Origin of the sequence: Devosia sp., assembly GCF_017744655.1 — a bacterium.
Taxonomy (GTDB): domain Bacteria; phylum Pseudomonadota; class Alphaproteobacteria; order Rhizobiales; family Devosiaceae; genus Devosia.
This window is the reverse complement of record NZ_JAGIAW010000005.1, coordinates 19,854-45,382: the sequence shown is the minus strand read 5'-3', so window position 1 is coordinate 45,382 and position 25,529 is coordinate 19,854. Positions and strand designations below refer to the sequence as shown.

Below are 25,529 nucleotides of genomic sequence, written 5' to 3'. Positions count from 1 at the left end.
CCCCTCACCCTGCAATTTTGCTGAACGCAAGATTGCTGTCCCTCTCCCGCAAGGGGCGAGGGGTAGTCCTGCGCACTGGGAGGAATACTGCCTCCCTTCTCCCCAGGTGGGGGAAGGCGCTCGAAGGATGAGCGGTGACGCGCTGCTGTGCCTCCCGCGCATGACAGATTCGTCAAAGACGCGCTTTCATTTAGTAAGTGGGCATATTATATGCGCGCTTATTAAATTTGGGTCCGCCCGATGAAGAGCATGGAGACAGCGCCGATATTTTATCTGATCCACGAGGTGGGGCGGGCTTTTCGCCGCCAGCTCGAGGAGCAGACGCGCGACCATGAGCTGACGCTGCCGCAGTGGCGGATCATCACCCGGCTCGGGCGCGACGACGGCATGTCGCAGGTGGAACTGGCGGCCGCGATCGATACCGACCCGATGACGCTGAGCGCGATTCTAAAGCGCCTGTCGGACCGCAAACTGGTGCGTCGCAAGCCCGATCCGCTGGACGGACGGGCCAAGATCGTGACGCTGACAGAAGAAGGCCTAACCCTCTACCGCATGGTCGAGACGCTGGGCACTGAACTCTACAAGACCGCCATTGCCGGGATGGACAAGGCGGAGACTGGGGCCCTGATCGAAGGGCTCTCAAAAATTCGAGACAATCTTGCCGGCGGCGACGCCGAAACGAAGGACCAAGTCTGATGAACGCCCATGCGCCTGAACCTAAAGCCGGCGAGGCGACCCCTGCACCGGCCGATGCAATCGTGACGACGGCTGCGCCGGAAAAGAAGAAGCGCCGCCCCGGCCGTCTTCTGCTGATGGTCAGCGTGCCTGTGCTGCTCGTTGCCGGTGGCGGCTATTTCTACCTGACCGGTGGCCGGTTCGAAGAGACCGACAATGCCTATGTGCAGCAGGCCAAGGTGGCGATTTCGGCCGACGTGGCCGGCCGTATCACCGAAGTCGATGTGTCCGAAAACATGCTGGTGCATGCCGGCGATCTGATCTTCACCATCGACCCCGAGCCCTATGAAATTGCGCTCGAACAGGCCAATGCGGCGCTGGGCACGGCGCGGGTGAATGTCGAGCAGCTCAAGGTGGCCTATGCCACGGCCGAAAAGGCGCTGAAGGCTGCCAATGACGTGCTCGCCATCCAGCAGTCGACCTTTGACCGTCAGGATAATCTCGTGAAGCAGGGCATTGCTTCGACGGCGACGCTGGACCAGCCAAAGCTGTCCTTGCAGCAGGCAGAAAACGCCGTTTCGACGGCCCAGCAGCAGGTGAACAATGCGGCGGCGGCCCTTGGCGGCAGCGCCGATATTGCGACCGACGACCATCCGGCCGTGAAGACGGCGCTGGCGCAGGTGAGTCTGGCCGAACGCAATCTTGGCAAGACCAAGGTTGTGGCGGTGACCGACGGCGTCATCAGCCAGATCGCCAGCCTCAATGTCGGCCAGTTCGTTGCCGCCGGCACGACCATTGCGAGCCTGGTTGAAACCAAGGCGAGCTGGGTTGAGGCCAATTTCAAAGAAACGCAGCTCGCCGGCATCCATGTTGGCATGCATGCCGAGGTGATGGTGGACGCCATTCCGGGCAAGGCCATCGAAGGCACGGTGACCAGCATTGGCGCGGCGACAGGTTCGGAATTTTCGCTGATCCCGGCCCAGAACGCCACCGGCAACTGGGTGAAGGTGACCCAGCGCGTGCCCGTTCGCGTCGATTTTGGTGACGACGTGCCGGCCGAATTGCTGCGTTCGGGCATGTCGGCGCTGGTCAGCGTCGATACCGGCGCCAATACGCTCGAGCGCATGACTGGCTCCGCCAAGCCGCTCTGATGTGATGGGCCCACGGGCCCATCCGCTTTTTCCATCAGGAGGCCAGCATGGCCGAAACGCTTTCCCAGCCCGCCCTTGTCGTCAGGAACAAGGGCATGCTCACCCTCGCACTGATGCTGGGCACCATCATGCAGGTGCTCGACACCACGATCGCCAATGTGGCGCTGCCGCATATGTCGTCGTCGCTCGGCGCCTCGCAGAATGAAATCACCTGGGTTCTTACGTCCTATATCGTGGCGGCTGCTATCGCGACGCCGCTGACCGGGTGGATGAGCGATCGGCTGGGACAGCGTCGGCTGTTTCTGGGGGCGGTGATCGGTTTCACCGTCGCTTCGGCGCTGTGCGGTATTGCCTCGAGCCTGCCCGAAATGGTTGTCTTTCGCGTGCTGCAGGGCATTTGCGGCGCCATGATCGCGCCTCTGGCGCAGACGGTGCTGCTCAATATCAACCCCAAGGAACGCATCGGCCAGGCCATGGCCATCTATGGCATGGGCATCATGGTGGCGCCGATTATCGGGCCGTCACTGGGTGGCTGGCTGACCGAGACTTTTGACTGGCGCTGGGTGTTTTTGGTCAACGTGCCGGTGGGGGCGCTCTGCGTCGCCATGCTGGTGTTCTTCATGCCCCAGACGGAGGTGAAGAACCGGCGTTTTGATTTCTTCGGTTTCGGCATGCTGGCCCTTGGGGTCGGGGCGCTGCAGCTGATGCTTGACCGGGGCGCGGAAAACGACTGGTTCCATTCGGTCGAAACCTGGATCGAACTGGGGATCGTCATCGCCGGGCTCTGGGTGTTCCTCGTGCACTCGCTGACCGCCAAGCAGCCCTTCGTTGACCTGAAAATGTTCAGGGACTTCAACTTCTCGCTCGCCTCGGTGCTGATGGGCGTGATGGGGATCACGCTGTTTTCGGGCCTCGCGCTGCTGCCACCGATGCTGCAGAACCTGATGGGCTATTCGGTGATCTTTACCGGGCTTCTGATGGCGCCACGCGGTGCGGCGACGCTGGTCTCGATGATGATCGTGGGGCGCACGAGCGGCAAGGTCGATCCGCGGATCATGATGCTGATCGGCGCGGTGCTGATGAGCTACTCGCTCTGGCAGATGACCAGTTTTTCGCCTGATATGGACTATTGGCCTGTGATCATCACCGGGGCGCTGCAGGGTTTTGGCATGGGCTTTTTGTTCGTGCCGCTTTCGACCATGGCTTTTGCCACCATTGCGCCGAGCATGCGTGCGGATGCTACCGCCATGTTCGCGCTAGTGCGCAATATGGGGCAGGGGATCGGTATCTCGCTGGTGTCGGTGGTGCTCTCCAACATGATGCAGGTGAACCATGCGGAACTGGCCGAGCGGCTGACGGTCGACTCCCTGGCGGTGCAGACGCAGATGCCGGGGTTGATCTCGGGCAATGCGCAGATCCTCGCTGTGATCAACGGCCTCGTGCAGAAGCAGTCGGCTATGCTCGCCTATCTCGACGATTTCTGGCTGATGCTGCTGCTGAGCCTCGCGTCCATTCCGTTGATCCTGCTGCTGCGAGGAGCGAAAAAGGACAAGAACGCGCCGCAAAAGACTAAGGAAGAGCTGGCCCTCGAACGGGCTCATGCCATGGGCGAATGAACAAGGGGCGGCCGCGAGGCCGCCCTTTTTGTTTCAGTCTGCTTCTATGCGCCGTTGTTACTGGAGAATGCGCTCGAGATTGTATTCGCCGGTGCGAATACGGTCGGGCAGCTGCGCGATGAGCTCGGCGGTGGCTTCGTCGCCATGCATGCGCACGAAGGTGGCGAGGGCAGCAAAGAGCGAGGCATGCGCCAGGGCCGCGGTTTCCAGTCCGTCTTCCTCGGCTTCGTTCCAGGCCTCGGCCAGGTATTCGAGCGCGATCTGACGCTCGGCCTGCCCCTGTTCGAACGGGCTCTGACCAGATGCCGGCGAGAAAATTGACTTGGTGGTGCTCATGCATGATCCCGTAGCACGCACCCTGTCCATTGGCGCGGCAGAAGTAAGCCGAAGGTTAACGGGAGGTAGGCAATTGCAGCTTTTTCGTTGTCCGCCTATTCGGCAAACCGCGTATGGATGGCGCGGGCGAGCTGCTGGGCCTCGAAGAGCAGGCGGCCAAGGGCTTCGCGCGAAGCGGGCGTACAATGGCGATGAAGGCGCGAAAAGCCGGTATAGCCGGTGTTGAAGGCCCCGGCGAGCCGCTGGCGGCGGTCTTCGTCGGGCTCGTCGAGCGAGATCAACTCGGCCATCTGGGCGCGCCAATCCTCGGAGCCGGTTTTGCACAGGGGCTGCAGATAGTAGAGGCTGCCCATGACCTCGGCGAGCCGCTCCATCTGCCGCTGATAGGGCGGGTCGATGGCGAGGGACGGCGAGACGGCGCAAAGCACCACGACTAGGCTGAGGATGGGGCGGAGGAAAGCGCGCATGCCGCCTCCTACCAGCTTTGGCCCAGAGTCTTAAAACACTCTTTGATGACGTCATCGAGGCGGGAGGTGGTGCGAAGCGCGATCAGCATGCCGGGATCGACCCATTTATGGTCCGAGATTTCGTCGGACGGCTTTACCGTGCCGACATAGTCGGTGGTGGTGAAGACGGCGAGGCGATAGGTGCCGTCGCGGCCGAGCGACTGGGTCATGACATGGCGCGGATTGCGCACGGTGAGGCCAAGCTCTTCCTGCACTTCGCGAATGGCGCATTGCTCGATGGTTTCAGTCGGCTCCATGCGTCCGCCTGGAAAGGTCCACAGATTCTGGTAGGGCGCGAAGGCGCGCTTGATGAGCAGGATTTTGCCGTGGCGTACGATGCCGACACTGGCGGCGTTTGGTTGGTCGGTCATGGCCGGAGCTGGTTTGCGATTCGGAACTTCTGGCACTACTTGTACGCCCAAAGAGTTTCTAATCATCCGATGACATCGCGGTCGCCGGGCGATCGAGCGAGAAAAATATGTGCGGACGCTATGCGGTGACCTTGCCGCCCGAAATGATGGCGCAGCTTTTTCAACTGCTGAACACGCTGCCGATGATGCCGCGCTATAATGTGGCGCCTACCCAGCCGGTCGCTGCCATCTGGGAAGAGGGCGGGCGGCGCGAGGGGCATTTTGCGCGCTGGGGGCTGGTGCCGCGCTGGGTGAAAGACCCGCGCGAATTTCCGCTGCTGATCAATGCGCGGGCCGAAAGCATGCGGGAAAAGCCGGCTTTTCGCGATGCGCTAAAACATGGGCGCTGCGTGCTGCCGGCGAGCGGTTATTACGAATGGCACACGGGGCCGGACAAGAAGAAGCGGCCCTACTATATCACGCGCGCCGACGGCGAGCCCATGGCGCTGGCGGGGCTTTATGCGACCTGGAGCGGGCCGGAGGGTGAAGAGGTGGATAGTGTTGCCACCATCACCGTGCCGGCCAATCGGCAGCTTTCGGTGGTGCATGATCGGATGCCGGCGATTTTGATGGGTCGGCAGCAGATCGATGATTGGCTCAATGTGCGTGAAGTGCGGGCCGAAGAAGCGGCGCAGATGGCTCTGCCGCTCGAGGATGGGGCGCTGAAATTCCATCCCGTGTCGACGCGGGTCAATTCGGCGCGGGATGATGATCCCGGGCTGATCGTGGAAGTGACCGAGGAAAAGCCGGAGCCGGTTGTGAAGGCGAAGAAGGCTGCTGGCGGTGGTGGCGGGCAGATGGATCTGTTTTAGACCAGTTTTGCCAACTCAGTCGTCATTGCCGGGCTTGTCCCGGCAATCCATCTCGCCTCCGCCAGCCATTCTTACGAATGGCTAGGGACTACCGGGACAAGCCCGGTAGTGACGATGGAGGGGATGTGGTCGTGTTCGGCGGGAAGCGCCGCGAGACTACATAATCTCGAAATAGCCCAGCGCATCGCCCATGGCTTCTTCTTCCCAGCCGAGGTGGGAGAGCAGCACGCGTTCGAGCGCGTGGTAGATTTCGCGCGCGTCGGTGTAACGGGCTTCACTGGGTTCGGCGGAGAGGGCGTTGAGCGCGTCGACGAGGCGGTCGAGCAGTTCGTGGACGACGACGTGCTCGGCCGTCAGGCGGTCGGCGATGGCTTTAAAGGCCGGGCCTTGCTGGGCGAGCACGGGGAAGAGGTGGTGGTCCTCGATCGTGTGGTGGGTATTCACGATGCCGCAGTGCTGACCGCACAGATTACCGAAGCGCCGGTAATTGGCGACCATGGCCATATTATCCGTCTCGGCGGCAATGTCTGCTGCCGTGGCCTGGCGGGCATTGGCGCGCTCGATGAGCTTTCCGAGGGTGACCATGTTGTCGCGCAGGTGATCGTGGATCATGCGCAGGTGATGACCGGGCGCACGCTGGGCCGCGGTGAGGTTTTCTAGCACGGGAACGGGCGGACGCGTGGCGTCGTCGAGGAATTTGATGTCGAGCAGCATGGCGGAGAGATGGGGCAGGCGGCGGCTCGGCGCAAGAACGCACATTGGGGGTACTGGGTAACATGGGGGCTTGGGCTGCACCTCCGCCTTTATCCCTGCGATAGACATGGTCTCACTTACACGTCCAGCTCACACCGCGTCATTCCCGCGAAAGCGGGAATCTCATTGCGACCGAAACAGAGATTCCCGCTTTCGCGGGAATGACGCCGTGGGTGTCTGACGACGCTTGGGTCCTTCGTTAGCCCAGCATCTTCCCAGGATTGAGAATCCCATTGGGATCGAGCGCTGTCTTGATGGCGCGCATCATTTCGAGCGCTACCGGGTCCTTCACCTGCTTGAGAAGATCGGTCTTGAGCTGGCCGATTCCATGTTCGGCCGAGACGGACCCGCCCAGCTTCAGGACCACCTCGTAGATCACCTCGTGCAGGGCTTCGTCATATTGGGCCATGAAGGCTTTTGAGTCCGCGCCAACGGGCTGAGAAAAATTGAAATGGATATTGCCGTCGCCCATGTGGCCGAAGGGGACGGGGCGGATGCCGTGGGCGAGGTTTTGGGCGGCCGCTGAGCCTTCGGCGATGAGGGCCGGGACGGCGGCGATGGGGACGGAGACGTCGTGCTTGATGGAAGCGCCTTCCTTGGACTGGCATTCGCTCATCTGCTCGCGGAACGCCCACATGCGGGTGCGGTCGGCGAGGGACTCGGCCATGACGGCGTCGGAGATCAGGGATTTTTCGAAGGTTGCTTCGAGGGCGGATTGCAGGGCGCCGGGTTCGGTTCCGGCCATGCGGGTGACTTCAATAAGAGCATACCAGGGGGAGGGGCTGGCGGTGGGATCGGCATCGAGCATGCCGTGGCGGAGCTGGAAATCGAGGCCGATATGGGGGATCAGCTCGAAAGCGTTGAGGCGGCTGCCGAGGCGCTGGCGCATCAGCTGGAAGACGTCGAGCGCGGCTTCGGGGGAGGCAACGTTGACGAGGGCGGTTTCGTGATCCTCGGGGAGCGGGAAGATTTTGAGGGTCGCGGCGGTGATGATGCCGAGCGTGCCTTCGGCGCCGACGAGCAGGTCTTTCAGGTCGTAGCCGGTATTGTCTTTCTTGAGCGCATTGAGGCCCTGATAGAGCCTGCCATCGGCGAGCACGGCTTCGACGCCCATGGTGAGTTCCCTAGCATTGCCATAGGCGAGGACGTTGACGCCGCCGGCATTGGACGAGAGTACACCGCCGATGCGGGCGGAGCCTTGCGAGGCGAGCCAGAGGGGGAACATGGCGCCTTGGGCTTCGGCGGTGCGATGGGCGTTTTCGAGGATGACGCCGGCTTCGGCGGTCATGACTCCGGCGGCGGTGTCGATTGAGCGGATGCGATCGAGGCGGGCGAGGCTGACGATCACCTCGGTGCCGAAGAGCGGCACCTGAGCGCCGACGAGGCCGGTATTGCCGGCTTGGGGGATCAGGCCGACACGGTTTTCGTTGGCCCAGCGGACGACGGCTTGTAGGGCCTCGACGCTGGGGGGGGTGACGACGGCGGCGGCGGGTTTGTGGAAGCGCTTTCGGGGTTCGTTGAGGTAAGCGCCCATCTTGGCCGTGTCGCTGATGACGGCATCGGCGCCGACGATGGTGGCGAGTGCGGAGGCGATTTCGGCTGATGAGAGCGGCATGGGAACCTCGAAAAGGCTGGTGCACTCATGTGCCACAAGCGGAGGGGAGGTTCCAGACCAAGGCTTTGACACATGGCTGCTTTCCGCCTCTGCCCTCTGGTATCCCGAGCGAAATTGGTTAGGGTAGCCGCGTTCATTTTTCCTAGATGAAGGTCGCGCCGCGATGGCGCGTTTATGCCCATGACTGCCCTCGATTGGCCGGACTTTTACTTCGCTCGCCACGGTGAAACCGACTGGAACCGCGAACAGCGCTATCAGGGTAGCCGGGATATTCCGCTCAACCGCAAGGGGCAGATGCAGGCGGATTCCAACGGCGTTTTGCTGCGCGAAATGCTGGAGCGCGACGGGGTCGATCCAACTTCGCTCAACTGGTTTGCCTCGCCGCTGAGCCGGGCGTCGGAGACGATGGACCGGATGCGGGCGGCGTTCGACGTGGAACTACCGCCGGTGGTCCATGACAAGCGGCTCATTGAAATTTCCTTCGGGGCCTTCGAGGGACGGCTGCATGCCGAAATCGCCCGCGAACAGACGGCGCTGGCGCCGGGCGAGCGCGACGAAAGCTATTGGCATTTCCGCCCGCAGGACGGCGAGAACTATGACGACGTGGCGGTGCGCCTGCTCGATTTTGCACGGGAGCTTACTCACCACGCGGTGGTGGTGGCGCATGGCGGCGTGTTGCGCGTACTCTGGCACCTCGTGGAAGGGACATCGCGCAAAGAGGTGATGAACTGGCCGCCTCCTCAGGGTGTCATCGCCCATTTCGTCGGCGGCAAGATGGCGCTGCACAAGGCGAAGAACACTTGGGACGCGCCGGTCGATTGACCTTATGCCTCGCTCTGCCTAGAACCGCAGCCAACAAAGGGCGGCGCCATGTCTTTCAATACGTTTGGGCATCTTTTCCGTTTCACCACCTGGGGCGAAAGCCACGGGCCGGCGCTTGGCGTGGTGGTCGATGGCTGCCCGCCGGGTATTGCGCTGACCCCGGAAATCATCCAGCGCGATCTGGATCGGCGTAAGCCCGGGCAGAGCAAATACACGACGCAGCGCCGCGAGGACGATGCGGTGAAAATCCTGTCGGGCGTGTTCGAGGATGAGCGCACCCAAGGGCCGCGCACGACCGGCACGCCGATTTCGCTGCTGATCGAGAATACCGACCAGCGCTCGAAGGACTATTCGGAAATCCGCGACAAGTACCGTCCGGGGCATGCCGATTTCACCTATGACCAGAAGTATGGCATTCGCGACTATCGCGGGGGCGGGCGCACTTCGGCGCGCGAGACGGCGGCGCGTGTTGCTGCGGGCGCGGTGGCGCGGCAGGTGTTGGCGGGGGTGACCATTCGGGCGAGCCTCGTGCAGGTTGGGCCGCACAAGATCGACTACAACAATTTCGATTGGGATCAGGTCGGAGAAAACCCGTTCTTCTGCGCCGATGCCAAGGCGGCGGAATTCTGGGCCGACTATCTCGATGGTGTCCGCAAGGATGGTAATTCGGTTGGGGCGGTGATCGAGGTCGTGGCTGAAGGCGTGCCGGCGGGCTGGGGTGCGCCGGTTTATGGCAAGCTAAGCGCGGACCTCGCTTCGGCCATGATGAGCATCAATGCGGTTAAGGCCGTGGAAATTGGTGATGGTTTTGGGGCGGCGGCGCTGACGGGCGTGGAAAATGCCGATCAGATTCGGGCCGGGGCGGACAGGCCGTATTTCCTATCCAATCATGCCGGCGGGATTTTGGGCGGGATTTCCAATGGCGATCCCATCGTGTGCCGCTTTGCGGTGAAGCCGACGTCGTCGATCATCACGCCGCGTCAGACGGTGACGACGGGGAATGAGGATGTCGATATCATCACCAAGGGTCGGCATGATCCGTGTGTTGGTATCCGCGCCGTACCGGTGGGCGAGGCGATGATGGCGCTGGTGCTGGCCGATCATATGCTGCGGCATCGTGGGCAGACCGGGCGCGAAGGCGCTGTTGGGTTCCAGCGGAACTGATCTTCTCCCCTTGTGGGAGAAGGTGCCCCGAAGGGGCGGATGAGGGGTATTCTTGTGGTGCCTCTCGCAAGCTCCTCTGCGGAGGAGAGAATACCCCTCACCCTGATTTTCTGCTGAACGCAGAAAATCTGTCCCTCTCCCGCAAGGGGCGAGGGGAGCGCCGGCGCGCGGGGCTCAGGCCAGCGCCAATCGTATTCCAAAAATACCGCGGCTGACTTTTAGAGCGCCGCGCTCTTCCAGATATTCGACATGTGCCTGCATGGTCATCCTTGCGGCCATGCGGATTTTCGTCGGCTGGGTCGGGTAGATTGTCTTCACCACCGCGCCGAGGGTTTTGGCGCCGTTTTCTACGGCAGCTAGAAGCTGATCGTTGCGCATTTGGCGGTGAGCCTTGAGGGCTGCAGCATGCGCGGGGCCGTCCGCTATCGGGCCGCCATGCGCGGGGTGGTAGTGCCGGTAGGGCAGGGCGATCGCCTTGTCGAGCGAGGCGACGTAGTCGGCCATGGAGCCGTCGGGGACGGCGACGAGGGTGGAATTCCAGCCCATGACGTGATCGCCAGATAGCAGGATGTCGGCGTCGGGTAGGCCGAAGGCGAGGTGATTGGCGCAGTGGCCGGGTGTGGTGTGGACCATGACGGCCATGTCGCCGGCGGTGATGGTCTCACCATCCAAGAGCGTGCGGTCGGGGATGAGATCCCAGTCGCAGGAGCGTTTTATCGGGTTGCGTTCGAAGCGGCGGAGGGGGCGGGAGAGGCGGTGTTGGCCGCCGAACCAGAGCGGGACGCTATAGCGCTGGGCGAGATCAGCGGCGGCGGCGCTGTGGTCGCGGTGGGTGTGGGTGAGGAGAATTGCGGTCAGGGGGCGGCCGTCGATGGCGCGGTGGAGCGATTCGAGGTGGGTGGTGTCATCTGGGCCTGGATCGACGAGCGCCAATCTATCCTGGCCGATGAGGAAACTGTTGGTGCCGGTAAAAGTGTATGGGGAGGCGTTGGGCGCCGTGATCCGCGCGAGACCGGGGGCCAGATCGACACGGACGCCGATGTCTGGGCGAAAGCTGGTATCGGAGGTCAGGGTGGAAAGCGGAGCCATTGCGCCAACAAAAATGACAGACTAGAACATGTCGACCGAACACGGCGCGCTGGATAGCGCAACTGTGTCTTCTGCAAGAAAGGTATGAAATGGCTGTCACTTTGACCACGCCCAATACGCTGCTCGGCACCTTCCAGCCCAAGTCCGATGCGGCAAAGCTCGCGACCAACCTCGCGACTGTGGTGCTCGGCACTCTGGTGATCACGATTGCTGCCAAGATCAACGTGCCGGTCTGGCCGGTTCCGGTGACCCTGCAGAGCCTTGCCATTGCCGCTCTTGCTGCTGCCTTCGGCGCGCGCATCGGCGTTGCGACCGTCGCTCTTTACCTGGCGCAGGGCGCCATGGGTCTCCCGGTTTTCGCCACTGGCGGCGGCCTTCCCTATCTAATGGGCCCGACCGGCGGCTTCCTTCTCGGCTTCCTTTTCATGGCCGGTATCATCGGCTTTGCCGCCGATCGCGGCGCATCGGCCAAACCGATGACGCTGTTCGGCGCCATGCTGGTTGGTGAAGCCGTGCTGCTGGCGCTGGGCTTTGCCTGGCTGCTGCTGCTCTCGGGCCAGGCCCAGTGGATCGATCAGACCAATGTCGTCGCTTCGGCTTGGGCCGGCGCCGTGCAGCCCTTCCTCATCTGGGACGTGCTGAAGATGGCTCTCGCCGCGCTGACCGTGACCGGCGCCTGGAGCCTGATGGGCAAGAAGCGCTAAGCGCTTCGACCAAGGAAAATTTTAGGGCTGGCCTTCGGGCCGGCCCTTTTGTTTCAGTGATTGAGGCGCTTCAGGAATGCGAGAGTGGCCCGCTCGTCCTGATCAAGGCCTTCGATCGGGCCTGGGCGCCGGGCGAGCTTCAGGTCGCCTGCCTGCCAGTTTTCAAACACGGCCGGGTGGATATAGCTCTGGCGGCAGACGGCGCGGGTATTGCCGAGCCGATTGGCGACCACATCGACGATGCCGGTAAGCACCTTGGCCTGAGCGCGTTGGCTTTCGGGCACCGGCTGGCCGGCGAGGAGGCCATAGGCCCGCACCGTACCGGCCCAGGTGCGAAAATGCTTTGAGCTGAAATCGGGGCCGGCATGTTCGCCGATATAGTCGTTGATATCGCGCGAGGTGATGGTTCGGTAGCCGGTCTCGTCCTCATATTGGAAGAGGTGCTGGCCGGGCAGGTCCTGCAAGGATTTGACGATGCGCGACATGCGGCGATCGACGAGCTGCAGGTTCCACTCCTTGCCCGACTTGCCCTTGAAGCGGAATTTTAGTGTCTGGCCGGAAATGGCGACATGGCGATTGCGCAGCGTCGTTAGCCCGAAACTCTTGTTCTCGCGCGCATAGGTTGGATTGCCGATGCGAATGAGGCTGTTATCGAGCAGCCAGACGACTGACGCGGCGACGCGATCAAGTCCAAAAGTACGGCGGCGGAGGTCGCCTTCGACCTGTTGCCGTAGGCTCGGCAGTTTCTCGGCAAAGAGCACCAGATTGCCGAACTTGGTATTGGCGCGCGAGGCGGTCCAGTCCGGGTGGTAGCGATATTGCTTGCGCCCGCGTTCGTCGCGCCCCGTCGCCTGAATATGGCCCTGCGGATCGCCGCAGATCCACACATCGCTCCAGGCGGGTGGGATAACCAGCGCCTCGATCTGGCGGCGTCTTTCGGCGGGGGCAGCATGCCCTTTGTCGTCGATATAGGAGAATCCCTTGCCGCGGCGCTGGCGGTGCCAGCCGGTATCGCAATCGGACGAGTAGTGGAGGCCCTGCGGCACGCCGACGATTTCGTCTGCCCGCATCCGATCCCAAACAACACTGTGCCTCAACATGGCGGCCTCCTGTCGCGTGTGCAGGAAATGCGAAAGAGAGGGTGTGGTTCCGACACGATAATCTGAACCGGTCTCAGGGCTCCATGCCATCGGTCATGGAGAAGAGGAGCCAGGTCAGAAATGCCGCTCCGGCGGCCGCCCCCAACAGATACATCTCGGTCATCTCGCTCTCCTTGGTGGAGCGATAACGCGTTAACCTCCTGTTAGGATGCGGGCGTTCGGTGCAGAAACAGCCAGAGGCACAATTCTGCGGTGGACCCGGCCAGGCGCCTCCAGGATGCCACCGACGAAACAAAAATGTTGAGTTTTTTGATGGCCGTGTGTATCCATACACATGACCATCGCTGAAGTAATAAAACGGCTCAATGCCGCAGGATGGTTCGAGGTGGCGCGCAAGGGAAGCCACGCGAAGTTCAAGCATGCCACGTCTCCGGGCCGCGTAACTGTTCCTCACCCAAAGCGCGACTTACCCATCGGAACGCTTCTAAGCATTGAGAAGCAGTCCGGCGTTCGCATGAGGTGAATGCGATGAACCACTATATCGGATTGATCCACAAGGAAGCTGCTAGCGATTTCGGCGTTTCGTTTCCTGACTTTCCGGGCGTCGTTACGGCCGGAACCGACCTGGACGATGCACGGGCGATGGCAGACGAAGCGCTGTCTTTCCACATTGAGGGCTTGGTTGAGGATGGGGAAGCTGTTCCCGAACCTTCGAGCTTGGAAGCGGTTATGGCGGATCCTGCCAACAGGGATGCCGTGGCCATCCTTGTTTCTGTGAAAACAGATGCGAAGAAAGCCGTTCGAGTGAACGTCACTTTTCTAGAAGACGTTTTGAAGCAGATCGACGCCTTTGCCGAGGCCCATGGCTTCACCCGGTCAGGTTTCCTTGCCAAGGCTGCAACGCAGGTAATCGAGCACGAGATGGAAAAGGCATAGGCCAGCGCCGAGCCAACCCTGTCGCCAACAAAAAACCGGGCGCCTCAGGAAAACCCGAGACGCCCGGTTTGATTGGTCGGAGTAGAGTGATTCGAACACTCGACCCCCTGCTCCCGAAGCAGGTGCGCTACCAGGCTGCGCTATACTCCGTCAGGTGTCGCTCGGGATGCGCTGGTGAGCCAGTGCGATGCGCGACGAGCGGCGTTATAGCTGGCGATGCCGGTGGGTTCAAGCGCCTCGCACAAGCTTTTCTTCGTTATGATGACAGGTGTGAAAAACTCTGGAAATTCTTGGCGGTAAAGGAAGGCACGGTGCGGTGGCGATGCCTCGATCTCAAGTGAGCACTTTCTGACGCGTCTCGGTATCGACGAACGTGGCGGCCACTGCACCGAGGACCAGCAGGCCCGCGAAAAGCCCAATGGCGAGGGTGAAATTCTGCACGAAGACCAGGGTCATGACCGAGGGGGCGAATAAGCCGCCGAGGCGGGCCATGGCACCCGCTGCGCCCATGCCCGTGGCGCGGGAGACGGTGGGATAGAGCTCGGGCGTGAAGGCGTAGAGCGCGCCCCAGGTGCCGAGGAGCGCAAAGCTCATCAGGAGGATGGCCGCGCCCACCACATAGGCATCGCTGGCAAGAAGGAAGAGAATGCAGCCGGCCGCGCTGAGGAAGAGGAAACTGACGAGGGTCGGCTTGCGGCCAATGGCTTCGACGCCCCAGGCGGCAAGGGCATAGCCGGGAAGCTGAGCGAGGGCGACGAGGACCAGGAAGCCATAGCCGCGCACATAGCCAAAGCCGTCCTGCGCGAGGCGGGCGGGCAGCCAGGTGAAGATGCCATAATAGGAAATCGACACCAGGAACCACACTGCGAGAATGGAAATGGTGCGGCGGCGCAGGGTCGGGGTGAAAATACCCTGGACGGGTTCCGATGGCGACGGCGTGATGGCTGCGTCAGGCGGCAACTCGGGTTTGCCATTGGTGCGGAGGATCGTGTTGAGGACGGATTTGAGCTCGTCAGGGCGATTGCGGCGCTGCAGATAGAGTGGCGATTCGGGAACCCAGAGGCGCAGCCAGATCCCGATCAGCGCGGGCAGGGCCGTGACGGCGAAAATCCAGCGCCAGGCATCGGTCTCAACATGGAGGCTCGCGACCCAGGCAGCGAGGGCGACGGCGACGGTGCCGACGGCCCAAAAACCTTCGAGGATGACGAGCCAGCGGCCACGGTTTTTCGCAGGGAGAAACTCGGCCATCATGGCGTAGTCGACCGGCAATGTGCCGCCGACGGCGACGCCGGTGAGGAAGCGCAGCGCGAAGAGCATGAAGAGGTTGGGCGCGAAAACCGACAGCAGCCCGAAGACGGCGTCGCAGGCGACGGTGATGAGCAGCACGCGGCGGCGGCCAAAACGGTCGGCGAGGCGACCGAAGAGGCTGGCGCCGATCAGCATGCCGAGAAAAAAGACCGTGCCGATCTGCAGGGCCTCGGGCAGGGAAATGCCGAAACTTGCGGCGATGGAGGCGCTGGTGAAGCCGACTGCGAGAACCTGCATGGCATCGGCGGCCCAGACGAGGCCGAAAATGCCGAGGAGGCGCCGCTGGAAACGGCCGGCACCGGCCTCGTCCAAAACCCGGTCAACCGAATAGGCCATGCTTATCCCTCTGCCTTTTAGGCGGTTTACAGCCATGCGAGGAGCGAGAACAGCCCAGGCGGGCCGATATCGGTTCGGCTGGTCCGACAGGAGCACCGATTTAGCCGCGAATGACCGCCAGGTTGAACTGCGGTCCACCCAGTTTTTTCTCAAGGCTCATCCAAAGCGGAATGAGCTGTTCCATGGCGCGGCAGGCGCTGAGATTGCCGAGGTCAATGATGTCCTGCCAGCCAAAGCTTTCGAGAAGGGCGGTTACCTCGCGCTTGGCCGCCTCGTCATTGGACGCGATGAAGACCGAGTGCTTTTGCTGCAGATTGGCCGGATCGACCATGAGATGGGCGCTGACGCTGTTGAGCGTCTTGACGACGCGCGTCTCGGGATGGGCTTCCTGAATGGCCTCGCCGAGGGGTACGGCAATGGGCTGGTCCACGGCGCTGTCATAGTTGCCGATATCGATGAGGATTTTTCCGGCAATGTCGCATTGGCCGAGGACGCGCAACGAGGTTTCGCCGGGCAGGGCATTGACGACCCACTCGCCATGGGCAGCCGCTTCCGTCGCCGTGCCCAGCTTTATGCCGGGGAAATCGGCGGCTTTGTCGGGGGCGCTGCGTGACCCCATCATGACGTCGTGGCCGAGCGAAGCGAGCTTTCGCGCTATGCCACCGCCAACCTGACCACTGCCCAAAACGCCAATCCGCATTATCTCTCTCCCTCGTTTCTAGCTGAGCTTGCCCTTGAGGCTTTGCTTGATCTCAAAATAGTCCGGCCAGGGGTTTTCGTCCCGGGCGCGGGCGGCGGCGGCTTCGAGCGAAAAGAGATTGGCCGCCTTGATGGTTTTTGCTTCATCCCAGGAAATCGGCACGGCGACCGGGGCGCCCTGGCGCGAGCGCGCGGACCAGGGGCAAATGGCGGTGGAGCCACGCTCGTTGCGCAGATAGTCGATAAAGAGCCGGCCCTTGCGCTGGGCCTTGGACAGATTGGCGGTGAAGCGTTCGGGCTCGTCATCGGCCAGGGCCTGGGCGAAGCTCTTGCAGAAGGCCTTGGCGTCGGGCCACTCGATATCGGGTTTCAGGGGCACGACGACATGAATGCCCTTGCCGCCCGAGACCATGGGATAGCTCTTGAGCTTCATGGCCGTGAGTTTTGCGCCGATATCGCGGGCCGCGCTGGTGACGGCGGAAAAATCGAGGCCTTCATCGGGGTCGATATCGAAGACGAGACGATCGGGCTTTTCCACGCTTTGGCGGCGCGAGCCCCAGATGTGCCATTCGAGCGTATTCATCTGCGTGCCGGCGATGATGCCGGCAAGGTCGGTGACGTAAAAGTAGTTTTGGCTGTCGCCGTCCTTTTCGACGATCTCGGTGGACTTGATCTCGTCGGGAAAGCCGCCGGTATCGTGCTTCTGGAAGAAGCAGGCCTTGGCCCGGCCTTGCGGGCAACGCACCAGGCTAAGGGGGCGGTCCTTGATATGGGGCAGCATGACCTCGGCCACCGCCTCGTAGTAGGAAACGAGATCGGCCTTGGTAATCCCCTGGTCGGGAAAAACCACGCGATCGGGCGAAGTGAGGCGAACGCCGAGGCGCTCGGCGACGTCTTCGCCGTCATGGTCGAGAGATTGGGCCTTTTCCATTCTCACCTCCTTGGCCGGCTTGTCGCCGCGCAGTCCGATAAAGCTGGGATGACGCAGAATGTCGCCTTCGGTCAGTTCGGTATAGGCAATTTCGGCGACAAGCTCGGGCTCGACCCAATGAACGCCGCGGGCCCGCTCCCTCGGGACCGCCTCGAAGGGATTGGTTTTTCGCGAGAGCCCAGCGAGTTTTTCGTCCAGTTCCGCCAGCAGGTCTTGCGAAAAGCCGGTGCCGACGCGACCGCGATAGAGCAGTTTCTTGCCCTCCCAGGTGCCGAGGAGGAGCGAGGCAAAGCCGCGGCGCTTGGTCGAAGGTGACCAGCCGCCGATGACGAATTCCTGGCGCTTGAGGCACTTTATTTTCAGCCAGCTTCGCGTGCGCTCGCCGCGATAGGGCGCATCGGCCTCTTTGGCGATGACGCCTTCATGGCCGTCGCGGCAAAGCGCATCGAGCACCTTTTGGCCATGGCCGCGGACATGGGACGAATATTGCACCGGGTCTTGTCGGGCCGCGGTCTTGAGGAGCTTTTCGAGACGCGCCTTGCGCTCGATGAGGGGGAGTTTCGTGAGATCCTTCCCATCGGTTTCGAGGAGGTCGAAGGCGAAATATTCGAGCCTGCCGCCATCGGAGAGGACATTCTTGAGAGTGGAAAAATCGGTGCGCCCCTTGCCATCGAAGGCACAGATTTCGCCGTCGATGAGGGCCGAACCGATCTTCAGTTTTTGCAGGGGCTCGATGAGGGCGCCGAATTTCTCGGTCCAATCGAGGCCATTGCGGGTGAAGAGGCGCACGTTGTCGCCGGCAATCGCCGCGAGGCAGCGATAGCCGTCATATTTCATCTCGAAGAGCCAATCCCGGCCGGCGGGGACCGTATCGACCAGTGTGGCGAGCTGGACGGGACGGAAGGCGGGCGTTTTCCCCGATTTGGCGGTGGCGAGAATGCGCGTTTTCTGGTCGGCCTTTTCGGCTTCCTCCGGGTCGGAATGCCAGACGGCGTCGTCTTTGACCTTGCTTTCCTTTTTGGTCGGAGCGCCGCTGGCGATCTGCTTGAGATCGCGGCCGGTGGCGACGGAGCGGGTGAAGCGGGTGGTCAGCGTGTCCTTGTCGCGCGCGTAGGAATCGCGGTGCTTTATCAAGAGCCAGTTTTCGCGCGGTGGACCGGAGCGGCGTTTGGTATCGCGACCCTTCATGTGCACCAGTACATATTCGCCCTTCAGGCGCTCGCCGAAGATGCGCATCTTGAGGTCGCCGCTTTCGAGCCCTGCATGGGGATCGCCGATGGGCTCCCAGGTGCCGCGATCCCAGAGCATGACAGTGCCGCCGCCATATTCGCCTTCGGGAATCGTACCTTCGAAGGTGCCATATTCGAGCGGGTGATCTTCGACGCGGACGGCGAGGCGCTTGTCCTCGGGATTGTTGGACGGTCCCCTGGTGACCGCCCAGCTTTTGAGGACCCCGTCTAGCTCGATGCGGAAATCATAGTGGAGGCGCGTCGCGTCGTGCTTCTGGATCAGGAAGCTGCCGCGCGCGGATTTTTTGTCCTTTGGTGTATCGCCGGAAGGCTCCTGGGTCTTGGCGAAATTGCGCTTGGCTTTGTAGTCCTTGAGGAGGTCCTGCGCCTTGGCAACCATGGTCAGCCCGCCTTCTTGCGCGAGGACGCTGCAGGCTTTTTAGTCGCCGGCTTTGCTGTTTCGGCCTTGGCGACAGATTTGCGGCGAGCACTGGTCTTGCCGCCGCCTTCAAGGCTTTCCTTGAGCGCCGACATCAGATCGACCACGTTCGAGCCGGAGGGACGGGCGGGTTCTTCATCTTCGTCGGCGGTGATCTTGCGGCCTTTGTTCTTCATCTTGCGTTTGATGAGTTCGCGCAGGGCGGCCTGATAGTGGTCCTTGAAGGCGTCGGCCTCGAAGGGGGCGGTCTTTTTCTCGATCAGAGCTTCGGCCACTTCGAGCAGATCAGCCTCGGCCTTTTTCGAGGAGATTTGCGAGAAGAAAGGGTCGGCCTTGCGAATTTCGTCTTCGTAGTGAAGCGTTTCGAGGATGAGGCCGGTGCCGCTGGGCTTGATCGCCGCCAGATATTCCTTGCCGCGCATGGCCAATTGGCCGAGCCCGACCTTTTGGGTTTTGCGCAGGGCATCGCGGATGACCCGAAAGGCGTCTTCGGCCAAGTCGTCGGTGGGGACGACGAAATAGGATTTATCGTAGTAGATCGGGTCGATTTCGCAGGCGCCGACAAACTGGGTCAGCTCCAGCGTCTTGCGCGTTTCGAGTTTGACCGCGTCGATCTCATCCTCGGTGAGGAGGACATAGTCGCCCTTCTCATATTCAAAGCCCTTGATGATCTCATCCTTGTCGACCGGGCCGACGCCGGCGACGACCTTTTCATAGTGGATCGGCTTGCCGGTGGGTTCGTGGATCTGGCGGAAGCTGGGCTTGGCGCCGGTGCGGGCGGCGCTGAACAGTTCGACGGGAATGGAAACCAGCGAAAGTCTGATCTGGCCTTTCCAGATGGGGCGGGAGGCAGGCATGGGCGCGTCCTGACAGGTTGGCTTTGCCCGATTCAACGTCGCCGGCCCCGCTGCGTTCCGGCCGATAAAGGCCGTTGACAATCGGCATTCTTCGGTAAAAATTTGATCGTCTGGTCAAATTTATTGGCCGAAGGGAACGTGGGGACGGGACTATGGAATTCGGCATTACCTTCAAGGGGTTCATCGAGGCGGAGCGGGCGCGCTATCTGGTGCGGGCGGCCGAGTATGCAGGCTTCGATTATTGCTGGTTCTATGACTCGCACATTCTCTGGCGCGATTGCTATGCGGCGATCGCCATGTGCATGGAGCACACGGAGAAGCTCCGCTTCGGGCCGCTGGTGACCAATCCCGATGTGCGCGACTGGTCGGTGGCGGCGTCCATTTTCGGATCGCTGAGCAAGCAGAGCGGTGGGCGGTTTGATCTGGCGGTGGGGCGCGGCGACAGTTCCATGCGCGTCATGGGCAAGAAGCCGGCGACCTTGGCGCGGGTGGCCGAATTCATCGACAAGACCAAGGCCATGGTGCGTGGCGAGGAAGTAACGTACGGCGAAATCCCCGCGCCGGTGAAATTTCCCTGGGCCGTGGGCCATGAAATGCCGAGCTGGATTGCCGCCTATGGTCCCCTGGCGCTGAAGACGGCGGGCGAGAGCGCCGACGGCGTGGTGCTGCAGATTGCTGACCCTGGCCTTTGCAAGTGGTTCACCGACCAGTGCATCGAGGCGGGCACGGCGGCAGGCAAGGATATGTCGAACTATCGTTCGATGGCGGCGGCGCCGGCCTATTTTGGCGACAAGAAGCGTGCGATCGAGCACGTAAAGTGGTTCCCGGCCATGGTGGGAAACCATGTGGCCGATATCGTCGAGAAGTATGGCACCGAGAGCGGCAAGGTGCCGGCGAGCCTGACGAGCTATATCGAGAAGCGCCGGGGCTATGACTATTCCAAGCACGGGCAGGCGGATAATCCGTTTCTCGATTTCATCACTGACGATGTGGTGGAGAGTTTTTGCGTCCTGGGCGAGCCGGACGAGCATGTCGCGAAAATCCGCGACCTCGAGGCGGCGGGCGTGACGCAGTTCAATATCTATCTCGATAGCGGCGACGAGGAAGAAATCATTGCCGGCTATGGAAGGCATGTGATCCCGGCGTTTCGCTGAGAAACGTCCCCTCCCACGGTGTCATTCCCGCGAAAGCGGGAATCTCTGACTGGGAGAAAGATCCCCACTTTTGCGGGGATGACGCGGTGGGTTGAGGAATGGCACCGAGATGGTTGGGACGTCCCGGGAGGAGACCAAAATAATGCGCTTCGGGTATAAGGCTTCGGCGGAACAGTTTGGACCGAGCAAGCTGCTGCAGTTTGCAGTGGAGGCGGAGCAGGGCGGGTTCGACTCGGTTTTTGTCAGCGATCATTTTCAGCCGTGGAAGCACACGGATGGGCATGCGCCGTTTGCGCCGGCCTGGATGGCGGCAGTGCTGGCGAAAACGGAAAGGATCATTCTCGGGACATCGGTGCTGACGCCGACGTTCCGGCTGCATCCGTCGGTCGTGGCGCATGCCTTTGGCACGCTGGGAGCGATGTTTCCGGGGCGCGTCATTTTGGGTGTCGGGACGGGCGAGGGGCTGAATGAGGTTCCAGCCACCGGTATTGAATGGCCGGAGCTGAAGGAGCGGTCGGCGCGGCTGCGCGAGGCCATCAAATTGATCCGGCAGCTCTGGAGCGAGGATCGGGTCAGTTTCGAGGGGCAGTATTACAAGACTGTCAACGCCACGATCTATGATCGGCCCGCGGAAATGGTGCCGATCTATATTGCGGCGGGTGGGCCGCTGAATGCGAAATTTGCCGGACGCGAGGGGGATGGTTTCATCTGTACCTCGGGCAAGGGTGCTTCGCTTTATGTCGATGAACTGCTGCCGAATGTGGCCGTGGGCCGGCAAGAGTCGGCGCGGGCGGGAAAGCCCTATGAGCGGATGATCGAAGTGAAGGTCTCGTTCGATACCGATGCTGAGCGGGCGCTTGAGGATACGCGCAACTGGGCGGCGCTGGCGCTGTCGGCGGAGGAGAAGCACTCGGTGCAGGATGCCGAGGAGATGGAAAAGCTCGCGGCGGCGCTGCCGATCGAGCGGGTGGCAAAGCGCTGGATCGTGTCGAGCGATCCGGACGAGCATGTCGCTCAGATAAAAACCTATATCGATTATGGGTTCGACCATCTGGTGTTCCATGCGCCGGGCACGGACCAGAGCCGGTTCCTGGCGCTCTATGCCAAGGAAATCCTGCCGCGCCTTCGGGCCCTGGGCTGAGGAGAGGAAGATGTCGGTGCCGACATTCAGCGTTTGGGGTGTGACCGGCATTCCGGAAATTGCGGCGGGCGATGATCTCGTGGCGCTGATCTCAGCGGCGATTGCAGGCATGGGACCGGAGCATGCGCTGGTTGAGGGCGATATTCTGGTGGTGACCAGCAAGATCGTCTCCAAGGCCGAGGGCCGACAGGTGCCAGCCGCGGATCGGGAAAAGGCCATTGCTGACGACACGGTTCGTGTTGTCGCCGAGCGGGTGCATCCGGGCGGGGTGACACGCATCGTCGAGACCAAGCAGGGCATGATCATGGCGGCGGCTGGCCTCGACATGTCCAATGTGCCGGAGGGCTTTGCGCTGAAATTGCCGGAGGACCCGGATCGATCGGCGCGGGCGCTGTGCGAAGGGTTGCGGGAGCGGTTTGGCGTGCGGCTCGGGATTGTCGTGACCGATACGGTCGGGCGGCCTTGGCGCGTGGGGCAGACCGATCTGGCGATTGGTGCGGCTGGACTGCAACTGACCGACGATCTGCGCGGGGCCAATGACGCCAATGGGCGGCCGTTGCATGTGACCATGGCGGTGGTTGCTGACGAACTGGCCGGGGCGGCTGATCTCGTGAAGGGCAAGACATCGGGCATTCCGGTCGCGGTGGTTCGCGGCATGGAGCGGCTGGTGCAGGGGCTCGATGCGCCGGGGGCGCGCAGCCTCGTGCGGACCGGCGACGACGATATGTTCCGCTTCGGTTCGGCCGAGGCCTATCGGCTCGGCTATGAGGCCGCCATGGCGGACATGAAAGATACTTCCAAGGCACGCCCCAAGGGGCAGAAGCAGGACTGAACCATGCGTCATTCTCTTTCTCTTCTCGCTGCCCTCGCGGCGGGCTTGCTCACCGTGCCCGCAATGGCGACGGATTATCCATTGAGCCTCGACAATTGCGGCTTTGCGCTCGATATCGCGGCGGCGCCGCAGCGCGTCGTGGCCGTCAAGTCGACGGCGGCGGAATTGCTGCTCTCGCTCGGGCTTGAGAAGCAATTGGTGGGGCTGGCTTTTTTGGATGGGCCGCTGCCTGAGGCCCTGGCCGGAGCGGCCGCGGGTATTCCCGTGCTCTCGGAAAAGCTGCCGTCGCAGGAAGTGGTGCTCGAGGTCGAGCCGGACTTTGTTTATGGCGGCTGGGAAAGCAATTTTGCGGCGGATGGGGCCGGCGAGCGGCCGACTTTGCAGCAATTGGGTGTGACCTCCTATGTGGCGCCGGCGGCGTGCCGCTCGGTAAAGCCGGTCAAGCTGAGCTTTGATCAGCTCTTTGCGGAAATCGCCGAAATGGGGGCGGTTTTCGACGTCGAGGACAGGGCCGATGCGCTTGTGGCCGAGCAGAAGGCGGTTCTGGCGGGCGTGACCGCTGATACGCGCGGGCTGACGGCGGTGTGGTATTCCTCGGGCACCAAGGCGCCCTATGTGGGTGCGGGCAGCAATGCGCCGGCCATGATCATGGATGCGCTGGGCCTCGCGAACATCTTTGCCGATGTGGACGAAGGCTGGACGGCGGCGAGCTGGGAAGCGGTGGTGGATGCCAATCCCGATGTGATCGTGCTGGTGGATGCGGCGTGGAATTCGGCTGAGGCGAAGAAGAAGCTCTTGGCGGAGAACCCGATCACGTCGAAGCTCGATGCTGTGGTCAACCAGCGGTATCTCGTTATTCCGTTCCCGGCTTCGGAGGCGGGCATTCGCAATGTGCCGGCGACGGTGGATATGGCTGGGCAACTGGCTGGGTTGAGTTTTTAGGGTCGGTGGGCCCGATGGCCGCAACTGTTCTCGGTGTCATTCCCGCGGCAAACGCCTGCGTTTGCGCGGCGAAAGCGGGAACTCCTGTTCTGAAACGGAGGTCCCCGCTTTCGCGGGGATGACATCGTGCGAGGTAAAAAGCCTGGCGGAAGAAGGCTGCATTTTCTGGCGCTCGTAGCCCTCTCGCTCCTGCTTCTCGCGAGCGCGACCATTGCCGTGACTTTCGGGCCGGCCGACATCAGCCCGACCGAAGTCTGGACCACGATCCTCCATCATCTCGGGCTGGTGCCCGAAAGCCCTGTGTCGCGTCTGCGCGATGCCATTGTCTGGGACCTGCGGCTGCCGCGGGTGATCGCGGCCATGGGCGTTGGGGCGGGTCTGGCGCTGGCCGGGGCGGTGATGCAGGCGCTGACGCGCAATCCGCTGGCTGATCCATATCTGCTCGGCCTGTCGTCGGGGGCGGCGCTCGGGGCAGTGACGCTGGTGGTGATGGGGTTTGCCCTGCTGGTGCCGGTGGGGGCGTTTCTGGGGTCGCTGGCGGCTTTGGGACTGGCGTTGTTGATCGCGCAACTGCTCGGTGGGGCGACGCCGGTGCGAGCGATACTGGCCGGCATTTCCATTTCGGCGCTGGCTTCGGCCATGACGTCCTTCATCATCTTCTGGTCGGCGACGGGGGATTCCTATCGCGAAATTCTCTCTTGGCTCATGGGGTCGTTGAGCGGGTCAGGATGGGTCGATGCGGGGCTGGTGGCGGTGAGTCTCCTTGTTTGCGCGCCGATCGTGCTGGTTTCGGCACGGGGGCTTGATGCCTTTGCCTTTGGCGACAAGTCGGCGGCGAGCCTGGGGGTGGATGTAGCGCGGTTGCGCTGGACCCTGCTTGGGGCTTCGGCGCTGTTGACCGGCGTTATGGTCGCCATTGGTGGGGCCATCGGCTTTGTCGGGCTGGTGGTGCCGCATGCGGTGCGGCTGGCGGTGGGGTCGCGGCATGGAAAACTCTTGCCGCTGTCCATGCTAGTGGGGGCCATTTTTATGCTCTGGGCAGACACCATGGCACGGACGCTGTTCGATCCGCGGGAATTGCCGGTGGGCATTGTCACGGCGCTGGTCGGCGCGCCCGCCTTCCTTCTTATTCTCATGCGCTTCAGGCGGGTGACGTGATGGAGGGGCTCAGGGTTGCAGGTGTGAACATCCGGCGGGGTGGCAGGAAGATTGTCGCCGATGCAAAATTTTCTGCGCCTGTGGGCAAAGTGACGGGGCTGGTCGGGCCCAATGGGGCGGGAAAGTCGACGCTAATCTCGGCCATTGTCGGGATTGAGCGGCCGGAGGCGGGCGAGCTGACATTCGAGGGGGCGAACCTTGTCGCCATGGGGCGACGGGAGCGCGCTGGCATCTGCGCCTATGTCGAGCAATCGGCCAGCACGGAAGAGCGGTTGAGCGTTGCCGATGTCGTGGCACTCGGGCGCATTCCGCATCTGCCAGCCTGGGCCGTCGAACTGGGCAGCGATGATGAGACAGTCGTAGCCGGTGCGCTGGAGAAGGTCGGCATGGCCGGATTTGCCGGACGGCAGTTCAATACGCTGTCGGGTGGCGAGCAGCAGCGCGTGCATATTGCCCGGGCGCTGGCGCAGGAACCAAAACTGCTGGTGCTCGATGAGCCGACGAGCCATCTCGATATTCGGGCGCAATTGCAGGTGCTGCATTTGTTGGATGGTTTGGCCAAGGCGGGTGGTACCGTGCTGCTGGCGCTGCACGATCTCAATCTGGCGCTGCACTTTTGCGACTGGCTGGTGGTGCTCGATGCGGGGCGGGTGGTGGCCGAAGGGCCGCCGGCCGAGGTTTTGCGGGAGGACCTCCTAGCGTCGGTTTATGGTGTGCATGCTCGGCTGATCGAGGGGCCGAGCGGGCCGGTGATCGCCTATGAGGGAACGGTTTGAAAGCCCTGCTTTACCGGGCGTTCAGCATTATGATGGAA

The 25,529-nt window shown here is 62.3% G+C and carries 26 protein-coding genes and 1 tRNA gene; 15 read left to right on the top strand and 12 right to left on the bottom strand.

Features of this window, described 5'->3' with window-relative positions; genetic code table 11:
* Nucleotides 1-249: 249 nt before the first annotated feature.
* The 3 genes from J7557_RS11050 to J7557_RS11040 are packed head-to-tail and all read left to right on the top strand — an operon-like array spanning nucleotide 250 to nucleotide 3,442.
* Nucleotides 250-696: a MarR family transcriptional regulator gene (locus J7557_RS11050; protein ID WP_291420122.1), complete on the top strand. Its 447-nt coding sequence runs from the start codon at nucleotides 250-252 to the stop codon at nucleotides 694-696.
* Nucleotides 696-1,826, top strand: a complete 1,131-nt coding sequence (locus tag J7557_RS11045; protein WP_291420121.1) for an HlyD family secretion protein — start codon at nucleotides 696-698, stop codon at nucleotides 1,824-1,826. Before J7557_RS11050 ends, J7557_RS11045 begins: the two co-directional genes overlap by 1 nt.
* Before the next feature lie 47 nt (nucleotides 1,827-1,873).
* On the top strand, nucleotides 1,874-3,442 hold the full coding sequence (locus J7557_RS11040) for a DHA2 family efflux MFS transporter permease subunit (protein ID WP_291420120.1): 1,569 nt from the start codon (nucleotides 1,874-1,876) through the stop codon (nucleotides 3,440-3,442).
* A gap of 57 nt (nucleotides 3,443-3,499) precedes the next feature.
* Here the strand turns inward: J7557_RS11040 and J7557_RS11035 are convergent, their stop codons facing one another.
* From J7557_RS11035 to J7557_RS11025, 3 genes are all read right to left on the bottom strand, one after another.
* Nucleotides 3,500-3,778, bottom strand: a complete 279-nt coding sequence (locus J7557_RS11035; protein WP_291420119.1) for a hypothetical protein — start codon at nucleotides 3,776-3,778, stop codon at nucleotides 3,500-3,502.
* A 95-nt stretch (nucleotides 3,779-3,873) separates the two neighbouring features.
* Nucleotides 3,874-4,245 carry a TIGR02301 family protein gene (locus tag J7557_RS11030; protein WP_291420118.1) on the bottom strand — a complete coding sequence of 124 codons (372 nt, stop codon included), beginning with the start codon at nucleotides 4,243-4,245 and terminating at the stop codon, nucleotides 3,874-3,876.
* An 8-nt stretch (nucleotides 4,246-4,253) separates the two neighbouring features.
* Nucleotides 4,254-4,655, bottom strand: a complete 402-nt coding sequence (locus J7557_RS11025) for an NUDIX domain-containing protein (protein WP_291420117.1) — start codon at nucleotides 4,653-4,655, stop codon at nucleotides 4,254-4,256.
* Between the two features lie 107 nt (nucleotides 4,656-4,762).
* On the opposite strand from J7557_RS11025, the gene J7557_RS11020 reads away from it, so the two are divergent.
* Nucleotides 4,763-5,506: an SOS response-associated peptidase gene (locus tag J7557_RS11020; RefSeq protein ID WP_291420116.1), complete on the top strand. Its 744-nt coding sequence runs from the start codon at nucleotides 4,763-4,765 to the stop codon at nucleotides 5,504-5,506.
* 156 nt (nucleotides 5,507-5,662) lie between these two features.
* Here J7557_RS11020 and J7557_RS11015 read toward each other — a convergent pair whose 3' ends face one another.
* Both J7557_RS11015 and J7557_RS11010 read right to left on the bottom strand, forming a co-directional pair.
* On the bottom strand, nucleotides 5,663-6,265 hold the full coding sequence (locus J7557_RS11015; protein WP_291420115.1) for a hemerythrin domain-containing protein: 603 nt from the start codon (nucleotides 6,263-6,265) through the stop codon (nucleotides 5,663-5,665).
* Between the two features lie 193 nt (nucleotides 6,266-6,458).
* Complete coding sequence (locus J7557_RS11010; protein ID WP_291420114.1) at nucleotides 6,459-7,874, bottom strand: FAD-binding oxidoreductase; 1,416 nt, start codon at nucleotides 7,872-7,874, stop codon at nucleotides 6,459-6,461.
* Between the two features lie 174 nt (nucleotides 7,875-8,048).
* Here J7557_RS11010 and J7557_RS11005 point away from each other — a divergent pair, with 174 nt between their 5' ends.
* Both J7557_RS11005 and aroC read left to right on the top strand, forming a co-directional pair.
* On the top strand, nucleotides 8,049-8,696 hold the full coding sequence (locus J7557_RS11005) for a histidine phosphatase family protein (RefSeq protein ID WP_291420113.1): 648 nt from the start codon (nucleotides 8,049-8,051) through the stop codon (nucleotides 8,694-8,696).
* Nucleotides 8,697-8,744: 48 nt separating this feature from the next.
* The gene (aroC, locus tag J7557_RS11000; protein WP_291420112.1) at nucleotides 8,745-9,860 is read left to right on the top strand and encodes a chorismate synthase; all 1,116 of its coding nucleotides are present in this window, start codon (nucleotides 8,745-8,747) and stop codon (nucleotides 9,858-9,860) included.
* A gap of 174 nt (nucleotides 9,861-10,034) precedes the next feature.
* On the opposite strand, the gene J7557_RS10995 is transcribed toward aroC, so the two are convergent.
* Nucleotides 10,035-10,949: an MBL fold metallo-hydrolase gene (locus J7557_RS10995; protein WP_291420111.1), complete on the bottom strand. Its 915-nt coding sequence runs from the start codon at nucleotides 10,947-10,949 to the stop codon at nucleotides 10,035-10,037.
* Nucleotides 10,950-11,038: 89 nt separating this feature from the next.
* On the opposite strand from J7557_RS10995, the gene J7557_RS10990 reads away from it, so the two are divergent.
* Nucleotides 11,039-11,653 (top strand): biotin transporter BioY, encoded by a 615-nt coding sequence (locus J7557_RS10990; RefSeq protein ID WP_291420110.1) that lies wholly within the window; start codon nucleotides 11,039-11,041, stop codon nucleotides 11,651-11,653.
* 53 nt (nucleotides 11,654-11,706) lie between these two features.
* On the opposite strand, the gene J7557_RS10985 is transcribed toward J7557_RS10990, so the two are convergent.
* Nucleotides 11,707-12,753 (bottom strand): DNA topoisomerase IB, encoded by a 1,047-nt coding sequence (locus J7557_RS10985; RefSeq protein ID WP_291420109.1) that lies wholly within the window; start codon nucleotides 12,751-12,753, stop codon nucleotides 11,707-11,709.
* Nucleotides 12,754-13,087: 334 nt separating this feature from the next.
* Here J7557_RS10985 and J7557_RS10980 point away from each other — a divergent pair, with 334 nt between their 5' ends.
* Together J7557_RS10980 and J7557_RS10975 are read left to right on the top strand one after the other, a co-directional pair.
* A complete protein-coding gene (locus J7557_RS10980) occupies nucleotides 13,088-13,276 on the top strand; it encodes a type II toxin-antitoxin system HicA family toxin (protein ID WP_291420108.1) in 189 nt (62 codons plus the stop codon).
* A 5-nt stretch (nucleotides 13,277-13,281) separates the two neighbouring features.
* Nucleotides 13,282-13,689: a type II toxin-antitoxin system HicB family antitoxin gene (locus J7557_RS10975; protein ID WP_291420107.1), complete on the top strand. Its 408-nt coding sequence runs from the start codon at nucleotides 13,282-13,284 to the stop codon at nucleotides 13,687-13,689.
* A 73-nt stretch (nucleotides 13,690-13,762) separates the two neighbouring features.
* On the opposite strand, the gene J7557_RS10970 is transcribed toward J7557_RS10975, so the two are convergent.
* The 5 genes from J7557_RS10970 to J7557_RS10950 all read right to left on the bottom strand — a co-directional run bounded on the left by J7557_RS10970 (nucleotide 13,763) and on the right by J7557_RS10950 (nucleotide 19,488).
* Nucleotides 13,763-13,839 (bottom strand) — tRNA-Pro (locus J7557_RS10970).
* A gap of 183 nt (nucleotides 13,840-14,022) precedes the next feature.
* A complete protein-coding gene (locus tag J7557_RS10965; protein ID WP_291420106.1) occupies nucleotides 14,023-15,333 on the bottom strand; it encodes an MFS transporter in 1,311 nt (436 codons plus the stop codon).
* A 100-nt stretch (nucleotides 15,334-15,433) separates the two neighbouring features.
* Entirely contained in the window at nucleotides 15,434-16,033 is a 600-nt protein-coding gene (locus J7557_RS10960) for an NAD(P)-binding domain-containing protein (protein WP_291420105.1), read from the bottom strand.
* Between the two features lie 18 nt (nucleotides 16,034-16,051).
* Nucleotides 16,052-18,592, bottom strand: coding sequence for a DNA ligase D (ligD, locus tag J7557_RS10955; protein WP_291420104.1), 2,541 nt, complete (start codon nucleotides 18,590-18,592; stop codon nucleotides 16,052-16,054).
* A gap of 2 nt (nucleotides 18,593-18,594) precedes the next feature.
* On the bottom strand, nucleotides 18,595-19,488 hold the full coding sequence (locus J7557_RS10950) for a Ku protein (RefSeq protein WP_291420103.1): 894 nt from the start codon (nucleotides 19,486-19,488) through the stop codon (nucleotides 18,595-18,597).
* Nucleotides 19,489-19,640: 152 nt separating this feature from the next.
* Between J7557_RS10950 and J7557_RS10945 the strand changes: the two genes are divergently transcribed.
* The 6 genes from J7557_RS10945 to J7557_RS10920 all read left to right on the top strand — a co-directional run bounded on the left by J7557_RS10945 (nucleotide 19,641) and on the right by J7557_RS10920 (nucleotide 25,491).
* On the top strand, nucleotides 19,641-20,642 hold the full coding sequence (locus tag J7557_RS10945; RefSeq protein ID WP_035082573.1) for a TIGR03842 family LLM class F420-dependent oxidoreductase: 1,002 nt from the start codon (nucleotides 19,641-19,643) through the stop codon (nucleotides 20,640-20,642).
* A gap of 142 nt (nucleotides 20,643-20,784) precedes the next feature.
* Nucleotides 20,785-21,783 carry a glucose-6-phosphate dehydrogenase (coenzyme-F420) gene (gene fgd, locus J7557_RS10940; RefSeq protein ID WP_291420102.1) on the top strand — a complete coding sequence of 333 codons (999 nt, stop codon included), beginning with the start codon at nucleotides 20,785-20,787 and terminating at the stop codon, nucleotides 21,781-21,783.
* A 10-nt stretch (nucleotides 21,784-21,793) separates the two neighbouring features.
* Complete coding sequence (gene cofE, locus J7557_RS10935; protein ID WP_291420101.1) at nucleotides 21,794-22,615, top strand: coenzyme F420-0:L-glutamate ligase; 822 nt, start codon at nucleotides 21,794-21,796, stop codon at nucleotides 22,613-22,615.
* Between the two features lie 3 nt (nucleotides 22,616-22,618).
* On the top strand, nucleotides 22,619-23,557 hold the full coding sequence (locus tag J7557_RS10930) for a putative F420-0 ABC transporter substrate-binding protein (RefSeq protein WP_291420100.1): 939 nt from the start codon (nucleotides 22,619-22,621) through the stop codon (nucleotides 23,555-23,557).
* Nucleotides 23,558-23,683: 126 nt separating this feature from the next.
* Nucleotides 23,684-24,715 carry a putative F420-0 ABC transporter permease subunit gene (locus tag J7557_RS10925; protein WP_291420099.1) on the top strand — a complete coding sequence of 344 codons (1,032 nt, stop codon included), beginning with the start codon at nucleotides 23,684-23,686 and terminating at the stop codon, nucleotides 24,713-24,715.
* Between the two features lie 23 nt (nucleotides 24,716-24,738).
* Nucleotides 24,739-25,491 carry an ABC transporter ATP-binding protein gene (locus J7557_RS10920; RefSeq protein ID WP_291420098.1) on the top strand — a complete coding sequence of 251 codons (753 nt, stop codon included), beginning with the start codon at nucleotides 24,739-24,741 and terminating at the stop codon, nucleotides 25,489-25,491.
* Nucleotides 25,492-25,529: the final 38 nt, after the last annotated feature.

Coding starts and splice junctions, on each gene's coding strand:
- J7557_RS11050 (WP_291420122.1), top strand. CDS start 250: ATGGAGACAGCGCCGATATTTTATCTGATCCACGAGGTGGGGCGGGCT.
- J7557_RS11045 (WP_291420121.1), top strand. CDS start 696: ATGAACGCCCATGCGCCTGAACCTAAAGCCGGCGAGGCGACCCCTGCA.
- J7557_RS11040 (WP_291420120.1), top strand. CDS start 1,874: ATGGCCGAAACGCTTTCCCAGCCCGCCCTTGTCGTCAGGAACAAGGGC.
- J7557_RS11035 (WP_291420119.1), bottom strand. CDS start 3,778: ATGAGCACCACCAAGTCAATTTTCTCGCCGGCATCTGGTCAGAGCCCG.
- J7557_RS11030 (WP_291420118.1), bottom strand. CDS start 4,245: ATGCGCGCTTTCCTCCGCCCCATCCTCAGCCTAGTCGTGGTGCTTTGC.
- J7557_RS11025 (WP_291420117.1), bottom strand. CDS start 4,655: ATGACCGACCAACCAAACGCCGCCAGTGTCGGCATCGTACGCCACGGC.
- J7557_RS11020 (WP_291420116.1), top strand. CDS start 4,763: ATGTGCGGACGCTATGCGGTGACCTTGCCGCCCGAAATGATGGCGCAG.
- J7557_RS11015 (WP_291420115.1), bottom strand. CDS start 6,265: ATGTGCGTTCTTGCGCCGAGCCGCCGCCTGCCCCATCTCTCCGCCATG.
- J7557_RS11010 (WP_291420114.1), bottom strand. CDS start 7,874: ATGCCGCTCTCATCAGCCGAAATCGCCTCCGCACTCGCCACCATCGTC.
- J7557_RS11005 (WP_291420113.1), top strand. CDS start 8,049: ATGCCCATGACTGCCCTCGATTGGCCGGACTTTTACTTCGCTCGCCAC.
- aroC (WP_291420112.1), top strand. CDS start 8,745: ATGTCTTTCAATACGTTTGGGCATCTTTTCCGTTTCACCACCTGGGGC.
- J7557_RS10995 (WP_291420111.1), bottom strand. CDS start 10,949: ATGGCTCCGCTTTCCACCCTGACCTCCGATACCAGCTTTCGCCCAGAC.
- J7557_RS10990 (WP_291420110.1), top strand. CDS start 11,039: ATGGCTGTCACTTTGACCACGCCCAATACGCTGCTCGGCACCTTCCAG.
- J7557_RS10985 (WP_291420109.1), bottom strand. CDS start 12,753: ATGTTGAGGCACAGTGTTGTTTGGGATCGGATGCGGGCAGACGAAATC.
- J7557_RS10980 (WP_291420108.1), top strand. CDS start 13,088: ATGACCATCGCTGAAGTAATAAAACGGCTCAATGCCGCAGGATGGTTC.
- J7557_RS10975 (WP_291420107.1), top strand. CDS start 13,282: ATGAACCACTATATCGGATTGATCCACAAGGAAGCTGCTAGCGATTTC.
- J7557_RS10965 (WP_291420106.1), bottom strand. CDS start 15,333: ATGGCCTATTCGGTTGACCGGGTTTTGGACGAGGCCGGTGCCGGCCGT.
- J7557_RS10960 (WP_291420105.1), bottom strand. CDS start 16,033: ATGCGGATTGGCGTTTTGGGCAGTGGTCAGGTTGGCGGTGGCATAGCG.
- ligD (WP_291420104.1), bottom strand. CDS start 18,592: ATGGTTGCCAAGGCGCAGGACCTCCTCAAGGACTACAAAGCCAAGCGC.
- J7557_RS10950 (WP_291420103.1), bottom strand. CDS start 19,488: ATGCCTGCCTCCCGCCCCATCTGGAAAGGCCAGATCAGACTTTCGCTG.
- J7557_RS10945 (WP_035082573.1), top strand. CDS start 19,641: ATGGAATTCGGCATTACCTTCAAGGGGTTCATCGAGGCGGAGCGGGCG.
- fgd (WP_291420102.1), top strand. CDS start 20,785: ATGCGCTTCGGGTATAAGGCTTCGGCGGAACAGTTTGGACCGAGCAAG.
- cofE (WP_291420101.1), top strand. CDS start 21,794: ATGTCGGTGCCGACATTCAGCGTTTGGGGTGTGACCGGCATTCCGGAA.
- J7557_RS10930 (WP_291420100.1), top strand. CDS start 22,619: ATGCGTCATTCTCTTTCTCTTCTCGCTGCCCTCGCGGCGGGCTTGCTC.